Source organism: Chitinibacter sp. GC72 (genome assembly GCF_009760905.1).
Classification (GTDB): Bacteria; Pseudomonadota; Gammaproteobacteria; order Burkholderiales; family Chitinibacteraceae; genus Chitinibacter.
This window is the reverse complement of record NZ_VIRW01000008.1, coordinates 21,663-47,438: the sequence shown is the minus strand read 5'-3', so window position 1 is coordinate 47,438 and position 25,776 is coordinate 21,663. Positions and strand designations below refer to the sequence as shown.

At 54.4% G+C, this 25,776-nt stretch carries 26 protein-coding genes and 1 riboswitch; of the genes, 6 read left to right on the top strand and 20 right to left on the bottom strand.

The window, feature by feature from the left end; genetic code table 11:
- Positions 1-462 precede the first annotated feature (462 nt).
- The 6 genes from FLS37_RS08930 to FLS37_RS08905 all read right to left on the bottom strand — a co-directional run bounded on the left by FLS37_RS08930 (position 463) and on the right by FLS37_RS08905 (position 9,697).
- Positions 463-1,041 carry a chalcone isomerase family protein gene (locus FLS37_RS08930; RefSeq protein WP_157669548.1) on the bottom strand — a complete coding sequence of 193 codons (579 nt, stop codon included), beginning with the start codon at positions 1,039-1,041 and terminating at the stop codon, positions 463-465.
- A gap of 87 nt (positions 1,042-1,128) precedes the next feature.
- Positions 1,129-2,334 carry an acetyl-CoA C-acyltransferase gene (locus tag FLS37_RS08925; RefSeq protein WP_157669547.1) on the bottom strand — a complete coding sequence of 402 codons (1,206 nt, stop codon included), beginning with the start codon at positions 2,332-2,334 and terminating at the stop codon, positions 1,129-1,131.
- Between the two features lie 192 nt (positions 2,335-2,526).
- Positions 2,527-4,926: a 3-hydroxyacyl-CoA dehydrogenase/enoyl-CoA hydratase family protein gene (locus FLS37_RS08920; RefSeq protein ID WP_157669546.1), complete on the bottom strand. Its 2,400-nt coding sequence runs from the start codon at positions 4,924-4,926 to the stop codon at positions 2,527-2,529.
- Between the two features lie 97 nt (positions 4,927-5,023).
- Positions 5,024-6,451 (bottom strand): OmpP1/FadL family transporter, encoded by a 1,428-nt coding sequence (locus FLS37_RS08915; protein WP_157669545.1) that lies wholly within the window; start codon positions 6,449-6,451, stop codon positions 5,024-5,026.
- A 129-nt stretch (positions 6,452-6,580) separates the two neighbouring features.
- Positions 6,581-9,037 (bottom strand): acyl-CoA dehydrogenase, encoded by a 2,457-nt coding sequence (locus FLS37_RS08910; RefSeq protein ID WP_157669544.1) that lies wholly within the window; start codon positions 9,035-9,037, stop codon positions 6,581-6,583.
- 9 nt (positions 9,038-9,046) lie between these two features.
- Complete coding sequence (locus tag FLS37_RS08905; RefSeq protein ID WP_157669543.1) at positions 9,047-9,697, bottom strand: TetR/AcrR family transcriptional regulator; 651 nt, start codon at positions 9,695-9,697, stop codon at positions 9,047-9,049.
- 441 nt (positions 9,698-10,138) lie between these two features.
- Here FLS37_RS08905 and FLS37_RS08900 point away from each other — a divergent pair, with 441 nt between their 5' ends.
- Positions 10,139-11,374 carry a lipoprotein-releasing ABC transporter permease subunit gene (locus tag FLS37_RS08900; protein ID WP_157669542.1) on the top strand — a complete coding sequence of 412 codons (1,236 nt, stop codon included), beginning with the start codon at positions 10,139-10,141 and terminating at the stop codon, positions 11,372-11,374.
- Between the two features lie 92 nt (positions 11,375-11,466).
- Positions 11,467-12,171, top strand: coding sequence for a lipoprotein-releasing ABC transporter ATP-binding protein LolD (gene lolD, locus FLS37_RS08895; RefSeq protein WP_157669541.1), 705 nt, complete (start codon positions 11,467-11,469; stop codon positions 12,169-12,171).
- A gap of 195 nt (positions 12,172-12,366) precedes the next feature.
- Here the strand turns inward: lolD and asd are convergent, their stop codons facing one another.
- The gene (gene asd, locus FLS37_RS08890) at positions 12,367-13,473 is read right to left on the bottom strand and encodes an aspartate-semialdehyde dehydrogenase (protein WP_157669540.1); all 1,107 of its coding nucleotides are present in this window, start codon (positions 13,471-13,473) and stop codon (positions 12,367-12,369) included.
- Between the two features lie 284 nt (positions 13,474-13,757).
- On the opposite strand from asd, the gene FLS37_RS08885 reads away from it, so the two are divergent.
- The 4 genes from FLS37_RS08885 to FLS37_RS08870 all read left to right on the top strand — a co-directional run bounded on the left by FLS37_RS08885 (position 13,758) and on the right by FLS37_RS08870 (position 16,483).
- Entirely contained in the window at positions 13,758-14,078 is a 321-nt protein-coding gene (locus FLS37_RS08885) for a hypothetical protein (RefSeq protein WP_157669539.1), read from the top strand.
- The gene (dtd, locus tag FLS37_RS08880) at positions 14,078-14,530 is read left to right on the top strand and encodes a D-aminoacyl-tRNA deacylase (protein WP_157669538.1); all 453 of its coding nucleotides are present in this window, start codon (positions 14,078-14,080) and stop codon (positions 14,528-14,530) included. The genes FLS37_RS08885 and dtd overlap by 1 nt, the downstream gene beginning before the upstream one ends.
- Before the next feature lie 49 nt (positions 14,531-14,579).
- Positions 14,580-14,653: riboswitch (SAM riboswitch) on the top strand.
- Between the two features lie 144 nt (positions 14,654-14,797).
- Complete coding sequence (locus FLS37_RS08875; RefSeq protein WP_157669537.1) at positions 14,798-15,127, top strand: hypothetical protein; 330 nt, start codon at positions 14,798-14,800, stop codon at positions 15,125-15,127.
- Between the two features lie 6 nt (positions 15,128-15,133).
- Entirely contained in the window at positions 15,134-16,483 is a 1,350-nt protein-coding gene (locus FLS37_RS08870) for an MATE family efflux transporter (RefSeq protein ID WP_157669536.1), read from the top strand.
- A gap of 61 nt (positions 16,484-16,544) precedes the next feature.
- On the opposite strand, the gene FLS37_RS08865 is transcribed toward FLS37_RS08870, so the two are convergent.
- The 13 genes from FLS37_RS08865 to FLS37_RS08805 form a co-directional block, all read right to left on the bottom strand.
- Positions 16,545-17,147: a flavin prenyltransferase UbiX gene (locus tag FLS37_RS08865; RefSeq protein WP_157669535.1), complete on the bottom strand. Its 603-nt coding sequence runs from the start codon at positions 17,145-17,147 to the stop codon at positions 16,545-16,547.
- Between the two features lie 17 nt (positions 17,148-17,164).
- Positions 17,165-17,758 (bottom strand): Gx transporter family protein, encoded by a 594-nt coding sequence (locus FLS37_RS08860; protein WP_157669534.1) that lies wholly within the window; start codon positions 17,756-17,758, stop codon positions 17,165-17,167.
- Entirely contained in the window at positions 17,739-18,122 is a 384-nt protein-coding gene (locus FLS37_RS08855) for a NusG domain II-containing protein (RefSeq protein WP_157669533.1), read from the bottom strand. Before FLS37_RS08855 ends, FLS37_RS08860 begins: the two co-directional genes overlap by 20 nt.
- Positions 18,112-18,966, bottom strand: coding sequence for an RNase adapter RapZ (gene rapZ / locus FLS37_RS08850; RefSeq protein ID WP_157669532.1), 855 nt, complete (start codon positions 18,964-18,966; stop codon positions 18,112-18,114). Before rapZ ends, FLS37_RS08855 begins: the two co-directional genes overlap by 11 nt.
- On the bottom strand, positions 18,967-19,911 hold the full coding sequence (gene hprK / locus FLS37_RS08845) for an HPr(Ser) kinase/phosphatase (RefSeq protein WP_157669531.1): 945 nt from the start codon (positions 19,909-19,911) through the stop codon (positions 18,967-18,969). It lies immediately after the preceding gene.
- 82 nt (positions 19,912-19,993) lie between these two features.
- Positions 19,994-20,467 carry a PTS sugar transporter subunit IIA gene (locus FLS37_RS08840; protein WP_198314550.1) on the bottom strand — a complete coding sequence of 158 codons (474 nt, stop codon included), beginning with the start codon at positions 20,465-20,467 and terminating at the stop codon, positions 19,994-19,996.
- Positions 20,468-20,571: 104 nt separating this feature from the next.
- Positions 20,572-20,898 carry a ribosome hibernation-promoting factor, HPF/YfiA family gene (gene hpf / locus FLS37_RS08835; protein WP_157669530.1) on the bottom strand — a complete coding sequence of 109 codons (327 nt, stop codon included), beginning with the start codon at positions 20,896-20,898 and terminating at the stop codon, positions 20,572-20,574.
- A gap of 30 nt (positions 20,899-20,928) precedes the next feature.
- Entirely contained in the window at positions 20,929-22,326 is a 1,398-nt protein-coding gene (locus FLS37_RS08830; protein WP_157669529.1) for an RNA polymerase factor sigma-54, read from the bottom strand.
- A 24-nt stretch (positions 22,327-22,350) separates the two neighbouring features.
- Positions 22,351-23,073 carry an LPS export ABC transporter ATP-binding protein gene (gene lptB / locus FLS37_RS08825; protein ID WP_157669528.1) on the bottom strand — a complete coding sequence of 241 codons (723 nt, stop codon included), beginning with the start codon at positions 23,071-23,073 and terminating at the stop codon, positions 22,351-22,353.
- Positions 23,070-23,564: a lipopolysaccharide transport periplasmic protein LptA gene (gene lptA, locus FLS37_RS08820; protein WP_157669527.1), complete on the bottom strand. Its 495-nt coding sequence runs from the start codon at positions 23,562-23,564 to the stop codon at positions 23,070-23,072. Before lptA ends, lptB begins: the two co-directional genes overlap by 4 nt.
- Positions 23,518-24,084: an LPS export ABC transporter periplasmic protein LptC gene (gene lptC / locus FLS37_RS08815; protein ID WP_157669526.1), complete on the bottom strand. Its 567-nt coding sequence runs from the start codon at positions 24,082-24,084 to the stop codon at positions 23,518-23,520. The genes lptA and lptC overlap by 47 nt, the downstream gene beginning before the upstream one ends.
- 43 nt (positions 24,085-24,127) lie before the next feature.
- Positions 24,128-24,643, bottom strand: a complete 516-nt coding sequence (gene kdsC / locus FLS37_RS08810; protein ID WP_157669525.1) for a 3-deoxy-manno-octulosonate-8-phosphatase KdsC — start codon at positions 24,641-24,643, stop codon at positions 24,128-24,130.
- Positions 24,644-24,708: 65 nt separating this feature from the next.
- On the bottom strand, positions 24,709-25,674 hold the full coding sequence (locus tag FLS37_RS08805) for an SIS domain-containing protein (protein ID WP_232522552.1): 966 nt from the start codon (positions 25,672-25,674) through the stop codon (positions 24,709-24,711).
- Positions 25,675-25,776 lie beyond the last annotated feature (102 nt).

Below are 25,776 nucleotides of genomic sequence, written 5' to 3'. Positions count from 1 at the left end.
TGAATCGGGCACAGGAGGATGGAGTCGATAACGCAACTTTCGTCGCGGGTACTACAACACTACGATTTACTACACACTACGAAACCGGTTTGCCACTCGCTTAGCGAGGCAGAGTCAGTGTCCAGCCGTACGATTTAACGAGCAATTGCTGGAAAGCTTCTACAGTTTTGGAAAATTTCATCATTGAACGCATGGTCTATCTCCTTGCATTAGTGCCGCCTCACACTGAGGTAGCTGTCTTTTCTTTCGATGAGTGAACTTTATCAAAACTACGAAATTAGCGCAAGTCTTTTTGTAGTATTGCTACGTACATATTTGTAACAACTATTCACAATAACTACAAAGATAGATATAAACACTAGTAAATACGTCATTAAACCGTAACTACAACAGATCAACACCAAACCCAGATCGTAACTAAACTACATACTTCCACACCCAAACAAAACGTGAAACACTAGGCTAGCGCCCCAGCAATCTGGCCTTCAGATTCTCCTGAACCGGCTTGCTACCCAGCCAGATCAGCAGCAGATCCCGGGCAAACTCATCGGATGGAATGCTGCCAATTTGCTGCCCGCGAAACTGAATGCGGGTGCCCTGCCCGGCAATAAAATCCAGATTGATCACATCGCCTTTGTTCGCTACCTTGGTTTCCAGCAGGATCTTCTCCAGCTCGGCAATCCGTCCTGCCTGTGCGGCAAACTGGCTGGCGCTCAGATTGTCTTGCAAGCCTTCACGCAGCGCTTCGGCCAGCGCTTTGCCCTCTACGCTACGCAGCATGGTGAGCTGCATGCGTTTTGTCGTTCTGGCATTGAGTAGTTGTGCAGCGTCATTGCTTTTGCTGGTGGCGTACAAGGCGGCGACGTAGACATCAAAGACCATTTTCTTGCGCAGCCCTGCACCATTGAGCTGCAAGGTCTGGCCTGCCAGCTCGAGCTGATCGGCCAGCTTGACGCCTTCAAGCTCGGCCGCTGCCGTTAGTTGCACCGCACCCAGCTGAAATGCGCCCAAAATCACTGCCATCAATAATGTATGTTTCATTGCTTACTCCTGAATACGGTACAAAAGCCCATTGAAAGCGGAAAAAAACCCGCGCGAAGCGGGTTGAGGCTTAAAAAGCGGATTAACTTAAAGCACCTGCAGAATCCCCGCTGCGCCCATCCCAGTACCAATACACATCGTCACCATGCCGTAGCTGCCCGCTTTGCCCTGCCGACGCAGACCATGAATCAGCGTGGTGGCACGGATTGCGCCGGTAGCGCCCAGCGGATGACCCAAGGCGATGGCGCCGCCGTTTGGATTCACTTTGCTCATGTCCAAGCCCAAATCGCGACTCACCGCCAAAGCTTGCGCGGCAAAAGCCTCGTTGAGCTCAATCCATTCGAGCTGATCTAAGCTCAAACCCGCTTGTTTTAAGGCGGCAGGAATCGCTTCTTTCGGACCAATGCCCATGATGGCTGGTGGCACGCCTTTCACCGCAAACGTCACATATTTGGCCAGCGGCGTCAGATTGAATTGCTTAAGGATTTTTTCCGACACCAAAATCAGCGCCGCAGCGCCATCCGACATTTGTGAGCTATTGCCTGCCGTAACGGAGCCTTTTGCAGAGAAGACCGTTTTGAGCTTAGCTAAGCCCTCCAAGCTGGTATCCGCACGCGGGCCTTCGTCTTGCGTGATGGTTTTGCTGACCAGCTCAACTTCGCCGGTGGCCAGATTGGGTACGCGGTAGGTTACATCCAGTGGCGCGATTTCATCGCTAAACGCATCACTAGCTGCGGCAGCCAAAGCACGGGTATGTGATTGCAGGGCAAATGCATCTTGGTCTTCGCGCGAGATACCCCACTGCTGTGCGACTTTTTCAGCGGTCAGCCCCATGCCGTAGGCGATCGCGACATTTTCATCTCGCTCGTAAATCGAGCTACCCAGCGAGAGTTTATTCCCCCCCATTGGCACCATCGACATCGATTCGGTACCGGCCGCAATCATCACATCGGCTTCACCCAAGCGGATTTTGTCAGCCGCCAGCGCCACCGCATTAATCCCGCTCGAACAAAAGCGATTAATCGTGATCCCGCCCACCGTATTGGGCAGGCCAGCGAGCAGCGCCCCGATACGCGCGACATTCATGCCCTGCTCGCCTTCGGGCATCGCGCAGCCGACAACGACGTCTTCCACCAGCGCCGGATCTAGCCCCGGCACTTTCGCCATCGCGGCTTTGAGCACATGCGCGAGCAAGTCATCGGGTCGAACATTTTTCAGCATACCGCGCGGCGCTTTACCGACTGGGCTGCGCACGGCGGCAACGACATAAGCTTCTTGAATTTGTTTGCTCATTCCGAGCTCCTTATTCCAAATTTGGATAAGCATCGTTTAGTTAGATGCCAAAGGCGACATTGGAAGAGAGCGAGCCCCTGTCAGGTCGTGGAGTCAGAAGCGCAGGAACCGGAATGGACATCAAGTCCATGAGGATTCCGAGCATCGCACGACGCGAGATCACAGGAGGCGCAGCCTTTTCCAGTGCGCCTTTTAGTTGCGCAGTGGTTTGTTAAACTCAATCATGTGCATGATCCGCTCCTGCGTTTTGCCTTTTTTCAGCAAACCGATAAAGCGCTCACGCTCCAGCTTCAAGATCCAGTCCTCGTTCACCAAGGTGCCCGCCTCAACGTCGCCGCCGGTGACCACATCAGCGATTTGCATGCCGATGTGATAGTCGTATTTGGAAATAAACCCACCTTCGAGCATATTAACGAGCTGACCACGAATAGTCGCCGCCCCCGAACGCCCCGCCACCGCAAAGGCTTTGGGCGGCACCGGTGCGCGATAGCCCGTGGCGGCCATTGCGCGGACTTGCGCTTGAGCGACAAACAGCAGCTCATTGGCGTTCATCACGATGACGTCAGACTCTTTCAAATAGCCGATCTGCTGACCTTCTTCGGCACTGGTGCCGACTTTGGCGGTCGCCATCGCAAGGTAATAATCTTTCAGGATTTCCAGAATATTGCCGTTGCGCGCCAGCTTGGATGCGCGCAGTGCAAACTCTTTGCAACCACCGCCAGCTGGTAAGAGGCCGACGCCGACTTCGACCAGACCAATATAGGTTTCAACATGCGCCACCACGCGGGCGCAGTGCATCAAGAACTCGCAACCGCCGCCAAAAGCGTAGCCTTGTGCCGCGCCAACGACGGGCACTTTGGCGTATTTAATGGCTTGCGAGGTGTTTTGAAATTCGGCGACCATGGTTTCAATTGCGGCAAAATCACCGGTCATAAACGCCGGGCCCATGCTCATCAAATCAGCACCGACCGAGAATGGCGCTTCTGGATGCCAGATCACCAGACCTTGATAGTATTGCTCTGCGATCTTGATAGCTTCTTGCACCCCAGCCAATACCCCAGCACCAATACAATGGGCCTTGGTTTTGAATGACAGTACCGGTACATCGTTGCCGCCTGCAGCAACGGGCGGCAACCACATACGTACGCTGTCATTTTCATAGACTGTTTGGCCGTAATCGGGCGCTACTTCACCCAGCACTTGCGGCGGATAAAGCTGACGTTGATACACCGGCAAGTTCGATCTCGCCACCAAGGCGCCACTCGCCGCATTGAACGAGCCTTGCTCGCCATGCACGCCGTCACGATTCAACACCCAGGCTGGCAACGCCGTAGCAGACAGTGTTTTAACTGCTGCGATATCAGCGTTAATGGCCTGAGCAACTGCTTGCCAGCCAGCCGCTTGCCACATTTCAAACGGGCCTTGATTCCAGCCAAAGCCCCAGCGAATCGCAAAGTCCACATCACGGGCGTTATCGGCAATGTGCTCCAGCTGTACGGCGATGTAGTGCCACACATCGCGCAGACAAGCCCAGATAAATTGCGCCTCAGGCAGCTCAGATTCGCGCAGTGCGCAAATCCGTTCGGCAGGATCAGCAATCTTGAGCAATGCTTTGACAGCATCGCTACCTTTTTGCCCGCCAGCGACGTAATCACCTGTTGCAGGATCGAGCACCAGCAAATCTTTGCCGACTTTTTTATAAATACCCTGGCGGGTTTTCTGCCCCAAAGCGCCGCCAGCGATCAGCTTTTGCAGCCACTCGGGCGATGCAAACAGCTTATGCCACGGATCATCACCCAGCGTATCGGTCATTGTTTTAACGACATGCGCGAAGGTATCCAAGCCCACCACATCGGCGGTGCGGAAAGTGGCTGATTTAGGCCGCCCCAAACGCGGGCCAGTGAGATCGTCCACAACGTCAAAGCGAATGCCGAAATCCTGCGCATGCTTGATCGTCGCCAGCATCGAGAAAACGCCGATGCGGTTGGCGATAAAGTTGGGCGTATCTTTGGCGCGTACTACGCCTTTGCCCAGACGCAGCGTCAGGAAAGTTTCCAAAGCATCGAGGGTATCGCCGTGTACGCCTTGCGTAGCAATGAGTTCAACCAGATACATATAACGTGGCGGGTTGAAAAAATGGATACCGCAAAAACGCGCACGCAGCTCGGCAGGCACAGCTTGCGCCAGACTCTCAATCGACAGACCCGAGGTATTGGTCGCTAAAATCGCATGCGGCGCTAGATGCGGCGCGATTTTGGCGTAGAGATCTGATTTCCAATCGAGGCGCTCGGCAATCGCTTCGATCACCAGATCGCAATCGGCCAGCAGGGCCAGATCGCTGCCATAATTGGCGGGTGTTATGCCATCGACACGGCTCGCCGACATCAGCGGAGCCGGTTTGAGCTTTTTCAGGTTTTCAATCGCTTTGAGTGCAATGCCATTGGGCTCGCCCGACGGTGCGGGCAAATCAAAGAGCACCGTGGTAATCCCGGCATTGGATAAATGCGCGGCGATTTGCGCGCCCATCACGCCTGCGCCCAATACGGCGACACGGCGGATCTGCGGCGTTGCTGGTTGTTTCAATACAGTCATTGTGGTGGCCTCGGCTGAGCTGGTGTAACACAGGGCATGGCCCTGCCTGATTGATCCGGGGTTGGCCAGTGACCAGCGCCCCGGATGGCGTTAACAATCAGAAACGATGGTTGTACTGCGCGCCCAGGGTGATAGAGCTGACATCGTAATTGCCCCGTACTGTTGCGCCGTTCTGGTCGGTTTGTGCCACTTTGGCCTTGGCCAGATCAACGTAGATCGCGGTAATGTCAATCGACTGGCTTGGCGAAATAGCGTAGTTGGCACCCAGTGCCACCCAGATCCGGTCGCTGTCGGGGATGCTGGCAATGCGGTTGGCGTCGTTTTCCGGCGCATTGTCGTATGCCAGACCAGTACGGATCAGCCATTTTTCGCTGGCTTTATACGTTGCACCAATGGAGTAACGGCTGGTGTTGTTCCAATTGGTTGGCGTGACCGAGTCAGCCTTGCCATCGAGCTTGATACGGATCTCTTCAAATCGCGAATGGCGGGTCCAGGTGTAATCGGCCATGACTGCCCATTGCTCATTAATCTGGTGAAAGCCATTAATCGAGAAAGATTCCGGGGTTTCAACCTGCAAAGTGGCTTTGGTATTGCTCAGTTGGGCATTCAGGCCAGCTTGAATGCCGCCCCCCAGCACCGGCCCCAGTGGGCTGCTGGCGAAGTTTTGCGGCACAGTAAATTTCGCATCACCCTCCAGCTTGTGGCGGATGGCCGAGCGATACGCAATACCCATACGGGTATCGGCCGAGAAGTTAATGGTTGCGCCAAGGTTAAAGCCATACCCTATATCGTCACCACTCACCTCGCTACTGCCATCGTAAGCGGTATTGCTGGAAATCTGCGCAGCAGCGGCACGTACGGCAGTACATTGTGGCGACAATGGGGCTGGCGTACACACGGCAGTCAACGCCGAACGTGCGGCCGAAGAGCCCAGATCCAGCTGTTTGGCCAGCTTGCCGTCGATATACTGCACGCTCACACCAGCACCAATCGTCAGCATCTCGTTCACTTTGTAGGCCAGCGAAGGGTTGAAATTAAACGTCGACAGCGAGCTTTCGGTCGTGTTGTAGCGCCCTACCCAATCCTTGCTGTAATCGGTGTGCGAACCAAAAGGCACAAACAGCCCGGCACCCACGGTCAGGCGATCATTCAGCTGATGCGATAGATACAGATGCGGCACCGGCGTGCTCACGCCAAAGCTGCCACCATTGCTGCCCACAATCGGGCGGCCTGCAGCATTCGTTGATCCAGTATCGCTAAATTTGCCGTCAGGCATGATGTAGTTGAGCACACCCGCCACTTGCGTGCCTTCCACCTGGGCCAGACCTGCCGGGTTATAGAACAAAACCGAAGCATCGTTCATCCCGGCTGCGCCCGAATTGGCCACGCCCTGATTGCTGGCACTCTGCGTGCCAAAGTTATAGCCCGAAGCCAGTGCCTGACCAGAGCCGAGCAAAGCGCCAAGCAGGCCAATCATTTGTAACGAACGTACCGTGGTTTTGAGTGAAAAAGCGCTTTGCGTCATTATCGTTTCTCCAAGAGGCAGTGCATCAATGAGCCAGCTCTTTGTCCGACCCTTATTCAGTATCAAGTTGCAGGTCAAATCAATTCTGGCCTAGGGCCATTGATTGCCGCAGGCGCAGCGATGACATCGTTAAACAATAGTCCGCCGAATTGCATCAGGGTCTGGGTTGCTTAAATTGGCGTCAAAATCGTCGACCATAATGACTTCGCGTTTGAGGCGGCGGGCGCGGGTTACCGCAGCAAATTCCTCCTGCGTCAACAAACCCTGATCAAGTGCTTCCTGCAAGCGCTCGCTGCCAGTTAATGCTTTGAGCTGGCCTTCACGCTGCGCACGGCGTAATTTGCTTTCCACGCCTTCGGTTTCAATCACCGCTTTAAGGGCAAACTCCAACACGCCGACCGCATCTGCCTCGTCATTCGGGCGATACATGTATTTCACCAGACGATCACGCGCCACCGAGGGCTCCATCAACGTGCGGGCAATCCGGGTTCCCACACGATCAGCAGGCGCTTTCATGCTCATGCCCCACGGAAATACAATCCGGCGGGCGCACCAGGCGATAAAGCGATTCGGGTGATTGGCCAGAAAGCCATTCATTGCTTCCTGACAATCGTAGAGCGCAGTTTCAACGGCCCAGCGCACCAGAGGACGATCTTCTTTGGGCTCACCATCGTCGTGAAATTTCTTCAGTGCGGCGGTGGCGATATAGAGGTTGGACAACATATCACCAAGGCGAGCGGAGAGTTTCTCTTTAAATTTCAGGCTGCCACCGAGCGTACCCATCCCCAGATCGGCGAGGAAAGCAAAAGCACTGGAAAACCGCACAATATCGCGATAATTCTGCGCGGTTGGCCCGTCTTTCGGTGACACAACAAAGCGTGCGCCAGTGAGGCCGAGCCAGAAAGCACGCACTTTATTGGATATCGCAAAGCCGATATGGCCGATTACCGCGTCGTCAAAGGCGTTCAAATCCTTGCTCATTGCCGCGCGCAGTTCTTTTAATACAAAAGGATGGCAACGAATTGCGCCTTGACCAAAGATAATCATGCTGCGCGTCAGAATATTCGCGCCCTCTACCGTAATAGCGACGGGTATCGCCTGGTAGCCCAATGCCAAGTAGTTCCGCGGGCCGATACATACTGCTTTACCAGCGTGAACGTCCATGGCGTCATTGATGGTTTTGCGCATGCGTTCGGTATTGTGGTATTTCAAAATCCCCGACAAGACCGATGGTTTTTCGCCCATATCGAGCGCGGTCAGCGCCAAGCGTTGCGCCGCATCCATCTGATAGGTGTAGCCACCGATGCGACCCAAAGCTTCATCGACGCCTTCAAAGCGGCCAATTGAGAGGCCAAACTGACTACGAATCCGCGCATAAGCACCCGTGGTATACGCAGCCAGTTTCCCCGATGCCACCGACATCGCTGGCAGTGAGATGCAGCGGCCAACCGACAGGCACTCAACCAGCATTTTCCAGCCTTGACCGACATAATCCTGCCCGCCAATCACCCAATCCATCGGGATAAACACGTCTTTGCCCCAGTTCGGGCCATTCTGGAAAGTGCTGGTGCCGGGGTAATGGCGGCGGCCAATGTGCACACCATCATGATTGGTCGGAATCAGTGCGCAGGTAATGCCCACATCGTCCTTGGTGCCGATCAAATGATCGGGGTCGTACAATTTAAACGCCATACCCAGAATCGTCGCCACCGGGCCGAGTGTGATATAGCGTTTTTCCCAGCTCAGGCGTATGCCGAGGACGTTCTCATGGCGCTCGCCAGTGCGTTTATCGGTATAACTGCCGCGCGTCACGACGCCGTAATCAGGAATACCGCCCGCATCCGAGCCAGCTTCGGGGCTGGTCAGTGCAAAGCATGGAAGTTCTTCGCCTTTGGCCAGACGGGGTAGATAGTAGTTTTTCTGCGCTTCAGTGCCATAGTGTTGCAGCAACTCGCCCGGGCCGAGCGAATTGGGCACCATAACCGTCACAGCTGCGCTGCCCGAACGTGTCGCGATCTTGGTTACAACACGGGCGTGCGCGTAATTGGAAAACTGTTTGCCGCCGTATTCCTTCTTGATAATCATGCCCAAGAAGCCGTTTTGCTTGATGAAATCCCAGACCTCGGGCGACAAATCTTTGCGATTTTGCGTGATATCCCAATCATCGAGCATCGCGCATAGTTGCTCGGTCGGGCCATTGATAAACGCTTCTTCTTCAGCGCTGAGTTTAGGTTCAGGATAGCTGTGCAGCTCGTCAAAATTTGGTTTGCCGCTGAATAACTCTCTATCCCACCACACCGTACCGGCGTCGATGGCTTCTTGCTCGGTTTGCGACATCGGCGGCGTAATTTTGCGGAAAATGCCAAACAGGGGGCCGGTCAGAATAATCTGGCGCAGCGGTTTGACATTCAGGATGATCGCGATGGTCAGCAGGAGATAAAACCAGATCGGCGATGTGTCCTGAGCAAATGTGCCATACGCCGCACCGGCCAAAATCAGCACCGAGCTAAGCCAGAGCGGCGCACGCAAGTACGCCAGCGCCCCCAGCAACACCACAACAATTGCCATGCAAATAACGAGGGTCATGATAGCCTCCTAGGCCTGAACAGCTGCCGGGCTGGTTAAGCCTGCAGAAATGAAGGGAAGCAACATTTGCGCCACGCGCTGTGGATCACGCGCATTGACCATGGGCTGGGCGGTAAACAGGCGCAGCACATGATTGCCAGCAAAGGCGTTAAACATTGCACTGGTCATAAAGTGAAAGCGCCAGGCGACTTCTGCTGCCGATAATTCAGGCAAAGCGCGTTCGAGTGCCTGCTGATAACGGCGGGTCAATTCACCATAGCGCTGCGGGATTTTTTCTTTCAAAATGGCGCGCGGCTCGATGTAGGTGCGCGCCAGCAGCCGGACAAACACCAGGCCACCATATTCCGGCTTGCTCCCCATTTCGAGCGCTGCCGATAAAAATGATTCGGCTATGGCGATTGGATCGTTGGCCTGTACGGTAGACTCCAGCTCGGTCAGCTTGGCCAATGAAAGCCGCACGAATGGCTCGGCACGGCGTTCAAACACCGCCTGAAACAGGCCGTCTTTTGAACCGAAATAGTAGTTGACCGCGGCGATATTCACTTCGGCCGCGGCAGTGATTTGCCGCATTGAAGTGCCATCAAAGCCATGATCGATAAACAGCAGCTCGGCGGCATTTAAAATCCGGGTCGATGTATCGAGGTTTTTTACTGCATCCATCGTGAGCTCCAGCGACTAGATTTTGTAGTTGATGAAAATCAATTTCAAACGAGTGTTTGAAAATTAAATCCCGCCCGAAGTCTTGTCAAGTAGCAAACGCTTAAATACAGGTAATTGCCTAGGAGAACGTGGCAAAACCAACACTGCTCACACAGAGCAGCTCCTAAATAGCTCGGCCAGCAAATCATGGCAATGACAAAAACTGTTTGTTCCCACATTAATCAAGCACCAGGGTATTGACCTGTAGATCATATTTATCAATGCATACAGGGCAATACCCGCCATATCAAATTCAAACTCCAGCACAAACTCATCACCCGCTGTCTGCCACCCCGGATTTGGTGCACCTTGCACAATGCGGCTTGGTCCGACGACACAAGCGTTGCCGGGCAATGCGGCAGCCTGTGCTAAACTGCCACCACTTTGACTTTGGCAAGCGCTATGTTTGAACTACTCATCGGCTTACGCTACACACGGGCAAAACGCCGCAATGGCTTTATCTCCTTTATCCAGCTGATTTCGATTGCCGGCATCGGGCTGGGCGTTGCCGCGCTGATTATTGTGCTATCGGTGATGAATGGCTTTCAGGAAGAAGTGCGCAACCGCATTCTGGGCATGGCCTCGCACATAACAATCACTGGGCCGGGCAGCGCCCTGGGCAACTGGCAAAACGCGGCCCAAACCGCCGAGCAGAACCTGCATGTAAAAGGAACAGCGCCGTATGTGCTGGGTCAGGGATTATTTACCAATGGCAGCCAGGTGAAAGGCGTACTGGTGCGGGGCATTGAACCGGCTCAAGAGCCTAAAGTCAGCGAGATCACCGACAAAATGCTGGTGGGCTCTGCGGCCGATTTGCGCGCTAATGAATTTTCGGTGATTCTGGGCTGGAATCTGGCGCAGGAGCTGGGCGTAACCATGGGCGATAAGGTCACGCTGATTACGCCGCAGGGCCAGGTCACGCCGGCTGGCCTCATTCCGCGCCTGCGCCAATTTGATATCGTTGGCATTTTCAAGGCCGATTACTACCCATACGACGCCAATCTGGCGCTCATCCACCTGTCGGACGCGCAAAAACTCTATCGTACTGGCGACGCAGTAACTGGCGTGCGGGTCAAACTTGACGACCTATTTCAAGCACGACAGGTGGCCAGGGAAATCAACCGGAGCCTGCCCGAACTGATCGTTGCCGACTGGAGCCAGGAAAACCCCAGCTATTTCCGGGCGGTTGAGATCGAAAAGCGCATGATGTTTATTATCCTGACGCTGATTGTTGCGGTAGCAGCGTTTAATCTGGTTTCCACGCTGGTGATGGTTGTGACCGACAAGCAGGCCGATATTGCCATCCTGCGGACATTGGGCGCCTCCCCCGCTTCTATCATGAAGATCTTTCTGGTTCAGGGTGCCATGTCAGGCGTGATAGGCACGGCCAGTGGCGTAGTGGGCGGCGTGCTGGTTGCGCTCAATATTGGCACGATTGTCCCGTTTATTGAACGGCTGATCGGCAGCCAGATTCTTTCCGCCGATGTTTATCTGATTACCGAGTTGCCCAGCAAGGTCATCAGCAGCGATGTGATCAGCATTGGCGTGATCTCGCTGTTGCTGGCTCTGCTGGCCACACTTTATCCAAGCTGGCGCGCGTCCCGAGTCAACCCGGCCGAAGCCTTGCGCTACGAATAGACCCCGATGCAAAACACTCACCGCGCCGAGGCCGCACACACAGCCAGAGCTGACTGTGTGAGCTGCTTAGCTATTATTTTGATGAGTTCATCATGAATACTTCTGAAATCATTCTCAGTGCCCGCAATGTATGCAAAAGCTACCAAAGCGGAAAACTGAGTACGCCGGTACTGCACGACATCAATTTCAGCCTGCACCGGGGCGAGATTACCGCACTGGTCGGCGCGTCCGGATCGGGCAAATCAACCTTGCTACATTTGCTGGGCGCGCTGGATCAACCCAGCTCCGGCAGTATCGAGCTAATGGGGCAAGATCCGTTTGCGCTGGGTGAAACTGCCCGCGGCCAGTTACGCAATACACATCTGGGCTTTATTTATCAGTTTCATCATTTGCTGCCCGAATTTAGCGCGATAGAAAATGTCGCCATGCCCTTGCTAATTAGGCGCATGGACAAGGCTGCCGCCTTAACGCAAGCCAGCAAAATGCTCGCTCAAGTGGGACTTGAACACCGATTGGAACACAAACCTGGCGAACTATCGGGTGGAGAAAGGCAAAGAGCCGCCATCGCCCGAGCTTTGGTGACCCAGCCCGCCTGCGTGCTGGCCGATGAACCCACCGGCAATCTGGATCGCAGCAACGCCTTGGCCGTTTTTGATCTAATGATTGAATTGGCCCAAAACACCGGCACCGGATTCGTGATTGTTACGCACGACATTGAGCTGGCCGAGCGTTGTCAGCGTATATGCAAAATAACAGATGGCCGGATTGATACAGAAAAATCAGTGAGTCAGATTTGAATGCTTTGCTGGCGATATAGAGAGTGTCAGCCTGATTGGCTAGGCTGCAGCTGATTTGAGCCAAGTTTGAGTGCTAATCCCGGCTTTTGTAAGGGATGAGCATTAAAAAAACTTGGGCGGGGATTAAGCTACTCACCCCGCAATAATAAAGATTGCGGGGTGAGTAGCTTCAAAAGACTTTATTGAATAATCTAATTACTTAGCCAGCAAAATCCGCAGCATGCGACGCAATGGCTCGGCAGCCCCCCACAGCAACTGGTCACCAATCACAAACGCGCTGATGTACTCTGGGCCCATATTCAGTTTACGAACACGGCCTACACCAATATCAAGCTTGCCAGTGATTTGCGCTGGGATCAGCTCTTTCACGCTGACTTCTCTATCGTTGGGCACCCATTTCACCCAATCGTTGCCCGATTTGATGATGGATTCGATTTCTGCCAATGGCAGATCGCGTTTCAGTTTGATCGTCAAAGCCAAGCTGTGGCAACGCATTGCGCCGATACGCACGCACAAGCCATCGACTGGAATCGTTGCGTCAGTACCGAGGATTTTGTTCACTTCGGCTTGGCCTTTCCACTCTTCTTTCGATTGACCGTTGTCGAGCTGTTTGTCGATCCAAGGGATCAAGCCACCCGCCAATGGCGCGCCGAAGAATTCGGTCGGTACGTCGTTAGAAATCGTGTGTGCGACTTTTTTATCGATTTCCAGAATTGCAGACGATGGCGTTGCCAGCTCGTCAGCCACCGAGTTGTAAACCACGCCCATGCCTTTGAGCAATTCGCGCATGTGATTCGCGCCGCCACCTGAAGCTGCTTGGTAGGTCATTGAGGATACCCAGTCAACCAAACCCGCTTTAAACAAACCGCCCATACCCATCAGCATGATCGAGTTGGTACAGTTGCCACCGATGTAGTTTTTCACGCCTTTAGCCAACGCGCCCTGGATCACGTCGTCGTTCACCGGATCGAGGATAATTACGGCATCGTCTTCCATACGCAGCGTTGAGGCCGCGTCAATCCAGTAGCCTTCCCAACCCGCTGCACGCAATTTAGAGAATACCGCAGTCGTGTAGTCGCCGCCCTGGCAAGAGATAATCACATCCATCTCGGCCAATTGTGCAATATCGTTAGCGTCTTTCAGGGTACCAGCATCTTTACCGAAGTTCGGCGCTGCCTGACCTGCTTGCGATGTGGTGAAAAAGACGGGATCAATTACATCAAAATCGCGTTCTTCCTGCATACGCTGCATCAGAACCGAGCCCACCATACCGCGCCAACCGACTAAACCAACCCGTTTCATTTTCTTTTCCTTATCCGATAACAAAACACCAAGCACTGCCCTCTGTGATTTGCGACTGCAATCCAGACTTTTGTCTGTGCTTCAGAGCAAGCCCTTGATATTAGAGAAATTCCGTATATCTGGCTAGTTGGAAAACAGCAAGAATCGGCCCGGAATAAAAAATTTACTTATAAATTAAGGAATAAGCTTCATTCGCTCAAGCCCATAGTCGGCGCAATGAATTCTCCTCTCCACTGTGGTACACAACAATGCCAGAGACTTCAGCTAGAAAATTCAAGCATCCAATGTTGATCGAAGCCCAGCAAAAGCTCGCCATCCAGCAGCTTCTGCGTGATCGGGATGACCTTGCCTTCCGGATCGAGATGGCGCTGATGTCGGGGCAGTCGCGGCAATTGACGCTGTTTCTTGAGGACAGCGAAGGGCTGACGTTCTTCCAGCGCCATTTGCTCAAAGATTTGCGGCAACTGCATCAACATGCGCCGCGTGAAGCCGCCAGTCTGCAAGAACAGCTCTTACAGGGCTTGCCCGACGGGCACCAGGGCGCTTTTGACAGCCAGCTCAAGATATCGCAGTATCCGCATCTTTCCTCTTTGGCTGTACGTTAATGCGTGTTCTTATTCAGCGGGTTAGTTCGGCTCAGGTTACCGTTGCCCAACATGTCGTCGGCAAAATTGATCACGGTTTGCTACTGCTACTGGGGGTCACTCATACGGACACCGCCGCAGACATTGAACTGCTGACTAGTAAAATTAGCAATTTGCGCATTTTTGACGATGAACTGGGGGTTATGAACCGTTCGGTTATTGATGTCGCAGGCGAAGTGCTGGCGGTTAGCCAATTTACCCTGTACGCCAGCTGTAAAAAAGGCAATCGCCCCAGCTGGAGTGCCGCCGCGCCGGGCGCCATCAGCGAGCCTTTGTTCGAGCAGTTTGTAGCTACGCTGGCGCACAAGCTGGGGCGTCCCGTCGCCACCGGGCAATTTGGTGCCGATATGCAGGTCTCGCTGACCAATAACGGGCCCGTGACGATCTGGCTGGATTCAAAACAGCCCGATTAGGCACGTACGGGAAACTACCGATCTTGACCCTGCTTGCGGTGCGGGGCAGAATAAAACTAGCGCTGAGTTGAAAACAGCTTGCAGGGCGCTTTAAATAATCTGCTAAAGCGTGCATAGCATCCAGCCACGCGAGCCGTGGCTTTTTTATTGCCGTGCTGTTGCGCCTATTAATCGACAACTTGCGGGGCGCGCGGGCCAATCCGGCCCAAATACCGCTAAAGCGTCGGCAGCCCAGGCTGCCGGCAACTTCATTCAGGAGTTTGCCCAATGTACGACTGTTTAGACGATACCAGCGTAAACCGCGCCATACCTGCAGTGACACATACAGCTACACCCGCCGTCGTGCGCTTTCAATTGCATCTGCATTACCGGGAACATTCGCGATTGCTGCTCAAACTGGCACCAGGCGCTGCGCCTGCACAGCTTGGTCTGGCCTATGCCGCAGCGCTCAGTGCCGGGCTGTCCACGCAGAACTTAGCCGATGGTAGTGTGCTGATTTTCAAACTCAATCTGGATCAGGCGCTGTCGTTCCAGCTGCGATTTGTCGATCTGCTAGCCCATTACGAACCCGCACGGCACACGCCACACACCGCTTAGGACACCATGTCATTACGAATAGACGCCAAAGCAACCTGGGTACTAGCCTGGCCGATTATGGTCGGCCAGTTGGCCCAAACCGGAACGGCTTTTGTCGATGCCGTGATGGCCGGGCACGTTTCGGCGGCTGATCTGGCTGCCGTATCGGTGGGTGCGTCGATCTGGACCACGCTGATCGTCACGCTGATGGGTTTATTGCTGGCCATCAGCCCGCTGGCGGCGCAAAGAGTGGGTGCCAATGCCCAGGCCGAGTTGCCGGGCCTGACCCAGCAGGCTCTGTATCAGGCCATTCTGGCCGGTGGGATGGCCATGCTGATTGCGCATGCGGTCTTGCCGGTGTTTGATCACCTCGGCTTGACGGCCGAAGTCGCCGATAAAGCCAAGCGTTTTCTGGCTGCAGTGAGTTGGGGCTTGCCTGCGCTAGCGATCAGCCGGGTTTTGTATGGCTATAGCTCGGCGCTTAATCAAACCAAACCAATGATGGTAATTGCCTTGATTGCGCTGGCGTTGAATATTCCGGCCAACTGGGTGCTGATTTACGGTTATTTTGGTTTTCCAGCGCTGGGGGCAGTCGGATGCGGGTGGGCTACGGCTTTGTGCATGTGGGTCAGTGCGCTGATGTGGCTGCTCTGGATCCGGCATGCACCGGTGTATCGGGGCACTCATCCTTTTGACAAAATCAGGGGTATTGACTGGCAGGCTCAGTGGCAATTGGCCAAGCTGGGTATACCCATTGGCATGATGTTTTTTATCGAGGTCAGTGCCTTCAGCCTGATTGCCTTGCTGATCGCCCGTCTTGGCACCACGGCGGTAGCGGCACATCAGGTGGCGCTTAATTTTGCCTCCTTGCTGTTTATGATCCCAATGGCGATAGGCACAGCACTCACAGTGCGCGTGGGGCACGCGGCAGGGGCTGGTGACTGGGTACAAGCACGGTTGATCGGCCAGAATGGCGTTCGGCTAGGCCTGATTGTGGCGGCGCTGGGTGGCGGCTTAACAATGCTGCTGGGTGGCCAGATTGCCCGGCTTTACACCCAGGATGCCGCTGTGCTGGCGCTGGCGACGCAATTGCTGGTGTTTGCCGGATTATTTCAGTTTTCCGATGCCACTCAAGTGGTGGCCAGCGGCGTTCTGCGCGGCTACCAATCGACCCGGTTGCCGATGGTCTTGCATTTGCTAGCTTTCTGGTTGATTGGCCTGCCGCTGGGCTATGCACTGACTTTTGGCCTCGGCCCGATTGCAGCACATGGCGCTCAGGGCTACTGGTTAGCGCTGGTGGTGGCCTTGACCTTTGCCGCCTTGTCTTTACTCTGGCTATTCCGCCGCGTTAGCCTCAGCCGACTTTCGAACTCTTAAAAGCTTCCCCTTGGTATATGTCTGTAGCCTATTTGAATCATAGGCTACAAGGCAATACCCCCTACTCGCCCCAGCGCTGCATCAACTGGTGCGGCACTTGCAACTGATCCAGTATGCGCGCGACAACAAAATCAACCAGATCCGACACCTGTGTCGGGTGATGATAAAAGCCCGGATTGGGCGGCAAAATCACCACGCCCAGCCGGGCGAGTTTGAGCATATTTTCGAGATGAATTGCCGAATACGGCGTCTCGCGCGGCACAACGATCAGCGTTTTTCGCTCTTTGATCATCACATCGGCAGCGCGCTCCAAGAGATTATCCGAAGCGCCGTTGGCAATCGCCGAAAGCGCGCCCATCGTACACGGCACCACCACCATGCCGTCACCCGGATTGGAGCCCGAAGCCATCGGCGCAAACCACTCCTGCTGACCATAAACCTGCAATTGCGCCGGATCGGCCAATTGGTACTGCGCACGCAACAGCTCGGCCAGATCCGCAGCACGCGAAGGCCAGCTCAGATTCATTTCCTGCTTGGCCACAATCTGCGCCACCGAGGTATACACCAAGCGCACCGTGCAACCAGCAGCCAGCAGGCATTCCAGCGTGCGTAGCCCGTAAGGCAAACCGGATGCGCCAGTAAAAGCCAGAGTAATCGTTTTCATGCTAAATCCTGTCGGGGTCAGTGCGTTTGCTGCGTGTGAGCATTAGCGATCGATGCCGGTGCTTGCGCCGGATACTGCCTGAGTAAACGCTCGGCAATCACACCGTTCACAAAGCCAAATACCAGCGCCATGCCGCTCAACAGCGGGATCAAATAAATAATGCCATCGTGCGGAATCAGCCACAGCCGCGCCAGTAGCAATTGCCCTGCGGTATGCGCCAGCGCTGAGAGCAAGGAAATACTGACCATGCCAAAGTGCCGCCGGGGCAAAAACTGACACAGCGCCAGTACCAGCAAGCTCAATACACCGCCCGCCAGGCTGAGTGCAAAACCCGGCGAAAAGATACCGCCCAGCACAATACTGGCCCCAAGTATACGCAGGATACTCACCCAGGCAGCGGCTTTCCAGCCCATACGTTCCAGCGCAATCAGCGTTACAATATTGGCCAGACCCGGTTTCACGCCCGGGATGGGCGATGGGATGCCCGACTCGAGCACACTCAACACAATTGCATACGCTGCCAGGCGCGCAATATAGGCGTCCTGCGGCGTAATCTGAATACGCTTGGGCGCGGTGTGTTTAGCAGTACGCTTAGTAACTGAGGCTGTCATAAGCACGCGGCTGATGGCCAACAAGTTCAATGCTGGTTCGGTTAGGCAGGCAAATGGCACTCTGCCCTGCCTGCTGCAACCACCCCGCCTGCACGCAATACTGGCGCGGGCTAGGATCAGCGGCAATCCGCGCCTTCCCCGAGGCCACTTCGACGACCGTTTCGCCCAAAGGCCCGGTCACGTGCAAGGTTTTGGCGGCCATCAGATCAAGCTCGGCATACACCTGGCCATCCTGATAAATCCGGACCCGCGTTGCTCGTGGCTGCGCCCAGCTCCAATACGTCAGCACACCCCATAGCGCAGCCAGTAGCAGCAGACACAGCACATCGCCCCATTTCAGCAGCCGCCAGCTTTCAATAACCATCTTGCTCGCGGTGGCGGATCATCACCTGCCGGGAACGGGCAAAATGCCGTTTGAGCTCCTCGGCCAGATACACCGAGCGGTGTTGACCGCCGGTACAGCCAATTGCCACGGTGACATAGCTGCGCTGATCGCGCTCGAACTCGGGCAGCCAACGCTCCAGAAAGCCCAAGATATGCGTCAGATACGGGCCCACAGTAGGCTGGCGCACGAGAAAATCCGCCACCGGCTTATCCATTCCCGTCAGCGGGCGCAAATCAGGGTCGTAATAGGGATTGGGCAGGCAACGCGCGTCAAACACAAAATCGGCATCCAGCGGAATGCCATGCTTGAAACCGAATGATTCAAAAATCAGCGTCAGCTTGGCTTTATCCGAAGCAATAAAGTCACGGATCCACTGCCGCAACTTGGACGCAGCCATGCCGCTGGTATCGATGCAATGCCCCATTTCGCGAATATCACCGAGCACTTCGCGCTCCATCCCGATGCATTCGCTCACGGTGAGCTGGCCATTAGACAGCGGATGGCTGCGGCGGCTTTCGGAGTAGCGCTTGATGATAGTTTCATCATTGGCCTCCAGAAACAGCACGCGCACATCCACGTTCAGCTGCAACAAGGCGGCCAGATGTTCGGGCAGGCTGGTCAGGTTATGCGCACTACGGGCATCGACCGCAATCGCTACGCGCGGATAACCATCCAGATCCAGCATGGACACTGCTTGTGGCAATAAGGGGGCCGGCAGATTGTCGAGGCAATAATAGCCCAGATCTTCCAGCGCCCGCAAAGCCACCGACTTGCCAGCGCCAGACAAACCAGATAACAACACGACTTGCTGTGGAGTCGGCATTTATTCGCCCATTTCCATAAATTTCTGATGCCGTTCGATAAATTCGCGCGTTGAATCAATCCCGCGTAGCTGCAAAATATAATTGCGCACTGCCGATTCAACCAGCACCGCCAGATTACGCCCGGCGGCAACCGGTATCACCAGCTTGCGGATCGGCACATCCAGAATCGCCTGCGTGGCCGCCTGCATTTGCAAGCGATCAACTGGCGCAAGCGATTCGCCGCCAGCCTTGGCCAGATGGATGATCAGTTTCAAGGTTTTTTTCGGGCGCACGGCCGTTTCGCCAAAGATGGTGCGGATATTCAAGACCCCGATCCCGCGCACCTCGAGAAAATCGCGCAACATCGGCGGGCAGCGACCTTCCAGCGTTTCCGGATTAGTCCGATAGACCTCGACTACATCATCGGCGACCAAACCGTGGCCACGTGAAATCAGCTCCAGCGCCAGCTCGGATTTACCCATTGACGACTCACCAGTTAGCAAAACGCCGACTTCCAGCACATCCAGAAATACCCCATGCAGGTGTGTCGATACAGCCAGCGCCTTGCTTAGGTAGTAGCGCAATACCTCCATTAAATATGGGGATTGCTCGGGACTGGTCAATAAGGGAACGTGGTGTCGTTCAGCTGCGTCGCGCAGCGCATCGGGAACAATCTGCCCATTGGCAACGATCATCGCCGCCATTTCGCTGGCAAAAAGCTGATTGAGACTATTGAGCTGTACATCCGGCGAGAGGCTGTTTACGTAGGCAATCTCGGCAATCCCCAGTACCTGAATCCGGTTCGGATGAACAAAATTCAAATGCCCAACCAGCGAGAGTGACGGCTTTTGCTCACTAGCATCATTCGAGAGCAGATTATTGGCCCCAGATTGACCTGCAACCCAGGTCAGGCGCAATTTTTCGGCGTTATCAATAAATAATTGGCGGGCAGTAATCTGGGGCATACGATTCTCAAAAAAAAACTGCACCGATGAGATGCAGTCTTGATATTAACCAGCTAAGCAAACGGAGTCTAGCTTAATGCAGTTACGCGAAATCGGCGCCGTACGGCAGCCAGTTTGCGATGCGCTCCCACACCAGATGCGGCTCCGGCAAGGTATTGAGCTCTTCGCGCAATTGCTTGTCCGAAAAGAGTTGCGCCAGCTCGGAGAGAATCTGCAAATGCAGATCAGTGGCATTGGCAGGCACCAGCAAGACAAAAATCAGCGACACCGGCTTGCTATCCGGCGCGTCAAACGGAATCGGCTCTTTCAGGCGGACAAAAGCACCCGTGGCTTCTTTCAGGCCTTTAATCCGGCCGTGCGGAATCGCCACGCCCTGCCCCAAGCCGGTAGAACCGAGCTTTTCGCGGGCAAACAGGCTATCAAAAATCACGCTGCGCGCAATGCCGTGGCTATTTTCAAACACAATGCCCACGTGCTCAAAAACGCGTTTTTTGCTGCCAACGTCTAGATCCAGAAAAACATTGCTGGTTGGCAGAATTTTGGTAATCAGGCTCATGGTCTGTCTGTATTCCCTAGTGGACTGGGTATTGTACTTGCCTTGCTCAGAAACAAAAACGGGAACGACTCGCGGCGTTCCCGTTGTCTTGCTTACGCAACGAATTATTCTTCAATCACCGCTTGGTGTTTGATCGCTTCATTGCGATGTGAAGACATTTTTTCTTTGTGTTTGACCACCTGACGATCCAGTTTGTCCATCAGGACATCGATCGCGGCGTACAAATCTTCCTCAATCGCCTCAACGTGAATGTCTTTGCCGCTCACATGCACTGTGACCTCGGCTTTGTGCTGCAGTTTGTCTACCGTCAGAATCACAGAAGCATCGATGACGTTGTCGAAATGACGAATCACGCGCTCGATTTTGCTGCTGACATACTCACGGATAGCTGGAGTAACTTCAAGATGATGACCGCTGATGTTGAGGTTCATATTATTGCTCCTTCGATTTATATCGCCCTGCTACAGGCTTTTGCGCTGACTGGCAGGCGCTATGTTCAGCGCCTCCCGATACTTGGCCACGGTGCGCCGCGCTACTGCAACACCTTGCCTTGCGAGTTCTTCAGTTATAGCACTATCCGATAGGGGTTTCTTCGGATTTTCCTGTGCTACCAGCTGTTTGATCAAAGCCTTGATCGATGTAGCCGAATTTTCGCCACCGCTGTCGTTTTCAACATGGCTACCGAAGAAGTATTTGTACTCCAAAACGCCCCGTGGTGTCAGCATAAATTTTTGCGTTGTCACACGAGAAATTGTCGATTCGTGTAATTCCAGCTCGTCAGCAATGTCACGCAAGACCATGGGCTTCATTGCTACTTCGCCGTGCTCGAAGAAAGCTTGTTGTCGCGCGACGATCGCTTGGGCTACTCGCAAAATGGTACTGCCGCGCTGTTCTATGCTTTTAATCAACCACCTAGCTTCCTGCAAAGCACCAGCCATGCTCTCGCCTGCTTCGCCCTGTAAGAGCCGCGCATACATTTCATTGACTTTAATTTTGGGCTGGGCGGCCTGATTCAAGCGCACGGTCCAGCGGCCACGCAACTTTTGCACCAGCACATCCGGCACAACATAACGTGTTGTATCCGCGCCCCAGTTGGCTGCGGGCCGCGGATTAAGGCTGCGAATAATCTGCTGCGCCTGCCGTAACTGATCTTCGTCACAATGGAACTGTTTTTTAATCCGGGCAAAGTCACGCACCGCTAATAATTCCAATCCGGCGTCAATCAACTGGCGTGCCAATTCGTACTCGGGCAAGCGCGGGGCGGATTTCAATTGCAAAAGCAGGCATTCGGACAAAGAACGCGTACCGATTCCCAGCGGCTCCAGTTGCATCAGATGTTGATGGGCAGTGCGCAGCTCATCCACCTCCAGTTCAAACTCCTGCACCAGCTCGTCAGGCAATTGCGCAAAAATCTCATCAAGCTCCTGTGTCAGCAAGCCATCTTCGTCCAGCGCTTCAATAAGTAAAGCGAGCAAAGCATGATCGCGCGCCGATAATCCCAGCAAGCGTGCTTGCTGCAGCAAATGGTCGCGCAACGTTACCTCGATGGCGACACGCAAGGTGGGGTCATGCTCATCGTCATCATCAAAAGAAGCCCCGCTTTTGACTTCGTCCCAACGCAAACCGTCCAGATCATCGCCCTGCTCGGCACTGGTTTCGGCTGTGTCTGACTGAGCCTGCTCGGTAGCATCCGGCTGATCGGCCGTATCTTCACGTTCAAGTAAAGGGTTATCTGCTAGGTATTGCTCGACTTCCTGATTGAAATCGAGCGTAGACAGTTGCAGCAGCTTGATCGACTGCTGCAACTGGGGCGTTAGATTGAGCTGCTGCGACATGCGCAGCTGCAGTGATTGCTTCATAAATCCAGCGATAATATAAAAAAGCTACATGCGAAAATGCTCGCCCAGATACACGCGGCGGACTTCTTCATTATTCACGATCTCAGCCGGTTTGCCAGCGGCCATCACGGCACCTTCCGAGATAATATAGGCACGATCACAAATCCCTAGGGTTTCACGCACATTGTGATCGGTAATCAGTACGCCGATACCGCGCTCTTTCAGAAAGCCGATAATGCGCTGAATATCGATCACCGCGATCGGATCAACGCCGGCAAAGGGCTCATCAAGCAAGACAAACTGCGGGTTAGACGCCAGAGCACGGGCAATTTCCACCCGGCGGCGCTCGCCACCTGACAAGCTCATCGCGCTGCTGTCGCGCAAATGTCCAACGTGCAGATCATGCAATAACTCATCTAGCCGCTCGTCAATTTGCGCTTTGTCGTCATAGTGCAACTCCAGCACGGCTTTGATATTTTCGGCCACGGTCATTTTGCGAAAAATCGACGCTTCCTGCGGCAAATAGCCCAGCCCCAGTCGAGCCCGTTTGTGAATGGGCTGGCGGCTAACATCAACACCATCGAGCTCAATCGAGCCCTGATCCATATTGACCAGCCCGACAATCATGTAAAAACTGGTGGTTTTGCCCGCTCCATTGGGGCCAAGCAGGCCAACCACTTCACCCCGGCTCACTTCCAGCGATACATCGCGGACTACGGTGCGTTTTTTATAGGTTTTTTGCAAATGCTGGGCTTTTAATGTGCTCATTGCGACGCATCTTTCTTTTTCGGAGTCAAAGTGATGTTGACGCGGCCACCTGCCTTGCTCAGCGCCTGGTAATACTCGGTATTCATGTCATAGGTAATGGTGTCGCCAACGACCATATCCTGATTGCGCTTGATCCAGGCTTTATCCATCAGCACCATCAGGCCTTTAGCACCGTCATAGTCAAAGCGCAGCGCTTCAGCATCGAGCATTTCACCTGAGTCGAGTTTTTGCTTGAAGCGCACCGGGCGCCCCTCACCTTTGGCGTACTGGTTACCCTGTTCATCCTGACGGGTGGTGAGCTTGTCGGCGCGCATAATCATCGTTCCCTGAGTGACGACCACATTGCCGGTGCAGACGCTTTGCTGGGTTTTCTGGTCCAGCGTGCAATTATCAGCCACGATATTCATCGGCTTGTCACGGTCAGCCGTTTCTGCAACAGCCAGATTACTGAGCAGCAGTGCCAACAAGGGCAGTACGAGCGGTCGGAACATAAGTCATTTTTACCTTAGATTTTAAAATTAGCGTTTGTGCATTGTTGTCAGCCACAAATCCGACAGCTTCAGCATGATGCGGGCCCATATCGGCAACCACCGGGGCATTTGAGCTGGCTTGCTGACTGGCCTGATCAAGCCAGATATCCCGGCTGCGGATCAGTAAGGCCGCCTGCCCGTTAAAGGGCGCGCGCTCCAAGCGAGTCTGGCCGTAAAACCAGACCTGCGATGCTTTCAAAATACTTTTACCGCGCTCGCCTGTTACGGTCATCACCGGTTTTCCCGGCTCGGTCTGAATCAGCTTGGGCTGCTCAAACAGCATGGTGTCTTGCTGCTGAATATGCCTCACTTCCGCCGCAATCAACTCGGAGCGCTTTAAACCCTGCTCGTCAAAACGCACCAGCACCCCGCGTTGGGTAATCATGTCGGGCGAATCCGGGCTCACCGCTTTTTGCGCGACAACGTCGATAGCCGCACGACTCAAACCCCAAATGAGTGCCGCAACGAGCAGCAGCAGCATCAGGGGCAAAGCCCATATGGTTAAACTGCGCAAAATGAATGCCTTATTCCAGATAGGGAGCCATGGCGGCATCCCAGGTGTTCTGACTCTGCATGATCAGCTCGCAAACTTCACGTACCGCGCCGTGTCCGCCCTGCCGCCCGGTGACATAGTGGGCGTACTGTTGCACCAGTTCTGGCGCAGCCGGTACCGAGACGGCAAATGCGACACGGCGCATCACGGGCAGATCAATCACATCATCGCCCATATAGCCGCAGTCCTGAGCGCTAACGCCAACTTCGGCCAGCAGAGCCTGAAATGACGCCAGCTTGTCGTGCGCCCCCTGATGAACATAATCAATCCCCAGGTTGCGCGCGCGATGCGCGACCAGCTGCGATTGGCGTCCGGTAATAATGGCAAGCTTGACGCCGCTGTTTTGCAGCATTTTCAGGCCATGACCATCGAGCGAGTTAAATGCCTTGAGCTCTTCGCCCGCGTCGGTGAAATACAGACCGCCATCGGTCATGACACCATCGACGTCAAAAATCATTAATTTTACTTGTTTGGCTTGCTCGATCATTTGTTTTTTACTCAGGGTATATCATTGAAATCATTGTGAACAATAAGGTACAGGGCAATACCCCATTAAACCACTCTGGCACGCAATAGATCGTGCATATTGATTGCCCCCACCAGCCGCCCCTCATCCAGAACGAGCAAACCGTTGATGCGCCGCTCTTCCATAATGGCCGCCGCCTCGGCAGCTAGGCGCTGAGCCTCTATGGTAGCAGGATTACGCGTCATTACCGTCGCCACCGACGTTGCACGCAAGTCATAGTCGTGATCCAGTGTGCGGCGCAAATCGCCATCGGTGTAGATGCCCTGCAAATGGCCAGCAGCGTCGACGACCGCCGTCATGCCCATACCTTTGCGGCTGATTTCCAGCAAGGCATCACGCAAGCTCATATTCTCCTGCACCACTGGCAAGGCTGCGCCGCCGTGCATCAAATCGCGGACATGCACCAGCAGGCGACGCCCCAGGCTGCCACCCGGATGCGATAAGGCAAAATCATCCGCCTGAAAACCGCGCGCCTCCAGCAAGGCAATCGCCAGCGCATCACCCAACGCCAAGGCCGTAGTCGTGCTGGCGGTTGGCGCCAGATTGTGCGGACAGGCCTCCTCGGCAATCGCCACATCAAGATGAACCTGAGCCTCCACCGCCAATGTGGATTTGGCCTGCCCGGTCATCGAGACAATAGGCACCGCCAGACGCTTCAGACTGGGCAAAATAGCCAGCAATTCGTCGCTTTCGCCTGAGTTGGACAAAATCAGTACCAGATCTTGCCGGGTAATCATGCCCAAATCGCCGTGCGCCGCTTCCGCTGGATGAACAAACATCGCCGGCGTACCGGTGCTGGCCATCGTGGCCGCAATTTTGCGGGCAATATGGCCGGACTTGCCCATTCCCATCACCACAACTCGCCCCGTGATCGACAGGATTAATTCACAGGCGCGATTAAACAACGCTTCATCCAGCCGCGCGGAAATCGATTCAATTGCCGCAGCTTCCACCGCCAAAACTCGGCGGGCGCTACGATAAGCATTCTGCATCACTTCAACCATGGCCTTAATTTTTGAGCCCGAATTATAAAAGACCTCGGCACTTGATGACAGCCATACGCTATAAATACCATTTTCTTCAGTTATACTTAC

Bases quoted from the DNA above. Each gene is read 5' to 3' on its own strand.
- FLS37_RS08830 (WP_157669529.1), bottom strand. From the start codon at position 22,326: ATGAAGCAATCACTGCAGCTGCGCATGTCGCAGCAGCTCAATCTAACG.
- asd (WP_157669540.1), bottom strand. From the start codon at position 13,473: ATGAAACGGGTTGGTTTAGTCGGTTGGCGCGGTATGGTGGGCTCGGTT.
- FLS37_RS08885 (WP_157669539.1), top strand. From the start codon at position 13,758: ATGTTGATCGAAGCCCAGCAAAAGCTCGCCATCCAGCAGCTTCTGCGT.
- FLS37_RS08875 (WP_157669537.1), top strand. From the start codon at position 14,798: ATGTACGACTGTTTAGACGATACCAGCGTAAACCGCGCCATACCTGCA.
- lptA (WP_157669527.1), bottom strand. From the start codon at position 23,564: ATGTTCCGACCGCTCGTACTGCCCTTGTTGGCACTGCTGCTCAGTAAT.
- FLS37_RS08870 (WP_157669536.1), top strand. From the start codon at position 15,134: ATGTCATTACGAATAGACGCCAAAGCAACCTGGGTACTAGCCTGGCCG.
- hprK (WP_157669531.1), bottom strand. From the start codon at position 19,911: ATGCCCCAGATTACTGCCCGCCAATTATTTATTGATAACGCCGAAAAA.
- FLS37_RS08930 (WP_157669548.1), bottom strand. From the start codon at position 1,041: ATGAAACATACATTATTGATGGCAGTGATTTTGGGCGCATTTCAGCTG.
- hpf (WP_157669530.1), bottom strand. From the start codon at position 20,898: ATGAACCTCAACATCAGCGGTCATCATCTTGAAGTTACTCCAGCTATC.
- FLS37_RS08855 (WP_157669533.1), bottom strand. From the start codon at position 18,122: ATGGTTATTGAAAGCTGGCGGCTGCTGAAATGGGGCGATGTGCTGTGT.
- FLS37_RS08915 (WP_157669545.1), bottom strand. From the start codon at position 6,451: ATGACGCAAAGCGCTTTTTCACTCAAAACCACGGTACGTTCGTTACAA.
- FLS37_RS08920 (WP_157669546.1), bottom strand. From the start codon at position 4,926: ATGACTGTATTGAAACAACCAGCAACGCCGCAGATCCGCCGTGTCGCC.
- FLS37_RS08805 (WP_232522552.1), bottom strand. From the start codon at position 25,674: ATGCAGAATGCTTATCGTAGCGCCCGCCGAGTTTTGGCGGTGGAAGCT.
- FLS37_RS08860 (WP_157669534.1), bottom strand. From the start codon at position 17,758: ATGACAGCCTCAGTTACTAAGCGTACTGCTAAACACACCGCGCCCAAG.
- dtd (WP_157669538.1), top strand. From the start codon at position 14,078: ATGCGTGTTCTTATTCAGCGGGTTAGTTCGGCTCAGGTTACCGTTGCC.
- FLS37_RS08905 (WP_157669543.1), bottom strand. From the start codon at position 9,697: ATGGATGCAGTAAAAAACCTCGATACATCGACCCGGATTTTAAATGCC.
- FLS37_RS08865 (WP_157669535.1), bottom strand. From the start codon at position 17,147: ATGAAAACGATTACTCTGGCTTTTACTGGCGCATCCGGTTTGCCTTAC.
- FLS37_RS08910 (WP_157669544.1), bottom strand. From the start codon at position 9,037: ATGACCCTCGTTATTTGCATGGCAATTGTTGTGGTGTTGCTGGGGGCG.
- FLS37_RS08925 (WP_157669547.1), bottom strand. From the start codon at position 2,334: ATGAGCAAACAAATTCAAGAAGCTTATGTCGTTGCCGCCGTGCGCAGC.
- lptB (WP_157669528.1), bottom strand. From the start codon at position 23,073: ATGAGCACATTAAAAGCCCAGCATTTGCAAAAAACCTATAAAAAACGC.
- kdsC (WP_157669525.1), bottom strand. From the start codon at position 24,643: ATGATCGAGCAAGCCAAACAAGTAAAATTAATGATTTTTGACGTCGAT.
- lptC (WP_157669526.1), bottom strand. From the start codon at position 24,084: ATGCTGCTGCTGCTCGTTGCGGCACTCATTTGGGGTTTGAGTCGTGCG.
- FLS37_RS08840 (WP_198314550.1), bottom strand. From the start codon at position 20,467: ATGAGCCTGATTACCAAAATTCTGCCAACCAGCAATGTTTTTCTGGAT.
- rapZ (WP_157669532.1), bottom strand. From the start codon at position 18,966: ATGCCGACTCCACAGCAAGTCGTGTTGTTATCTGGTTTGTCTGGCGCT.
- FLS37_RS08900 (WP_157669542.1), top strand. From the start codon at position 10,139: ATGTTTGAACTACTCATCGGCTTACGCTACACACGGGCAAAACGCCGC.
- lolD (WP_157669541.1), top strand. From the start codon at position 11,467: ATGAATACTTCTGAAATCATTCTCAGTGCCCGCAATGTATGCAAAAGC.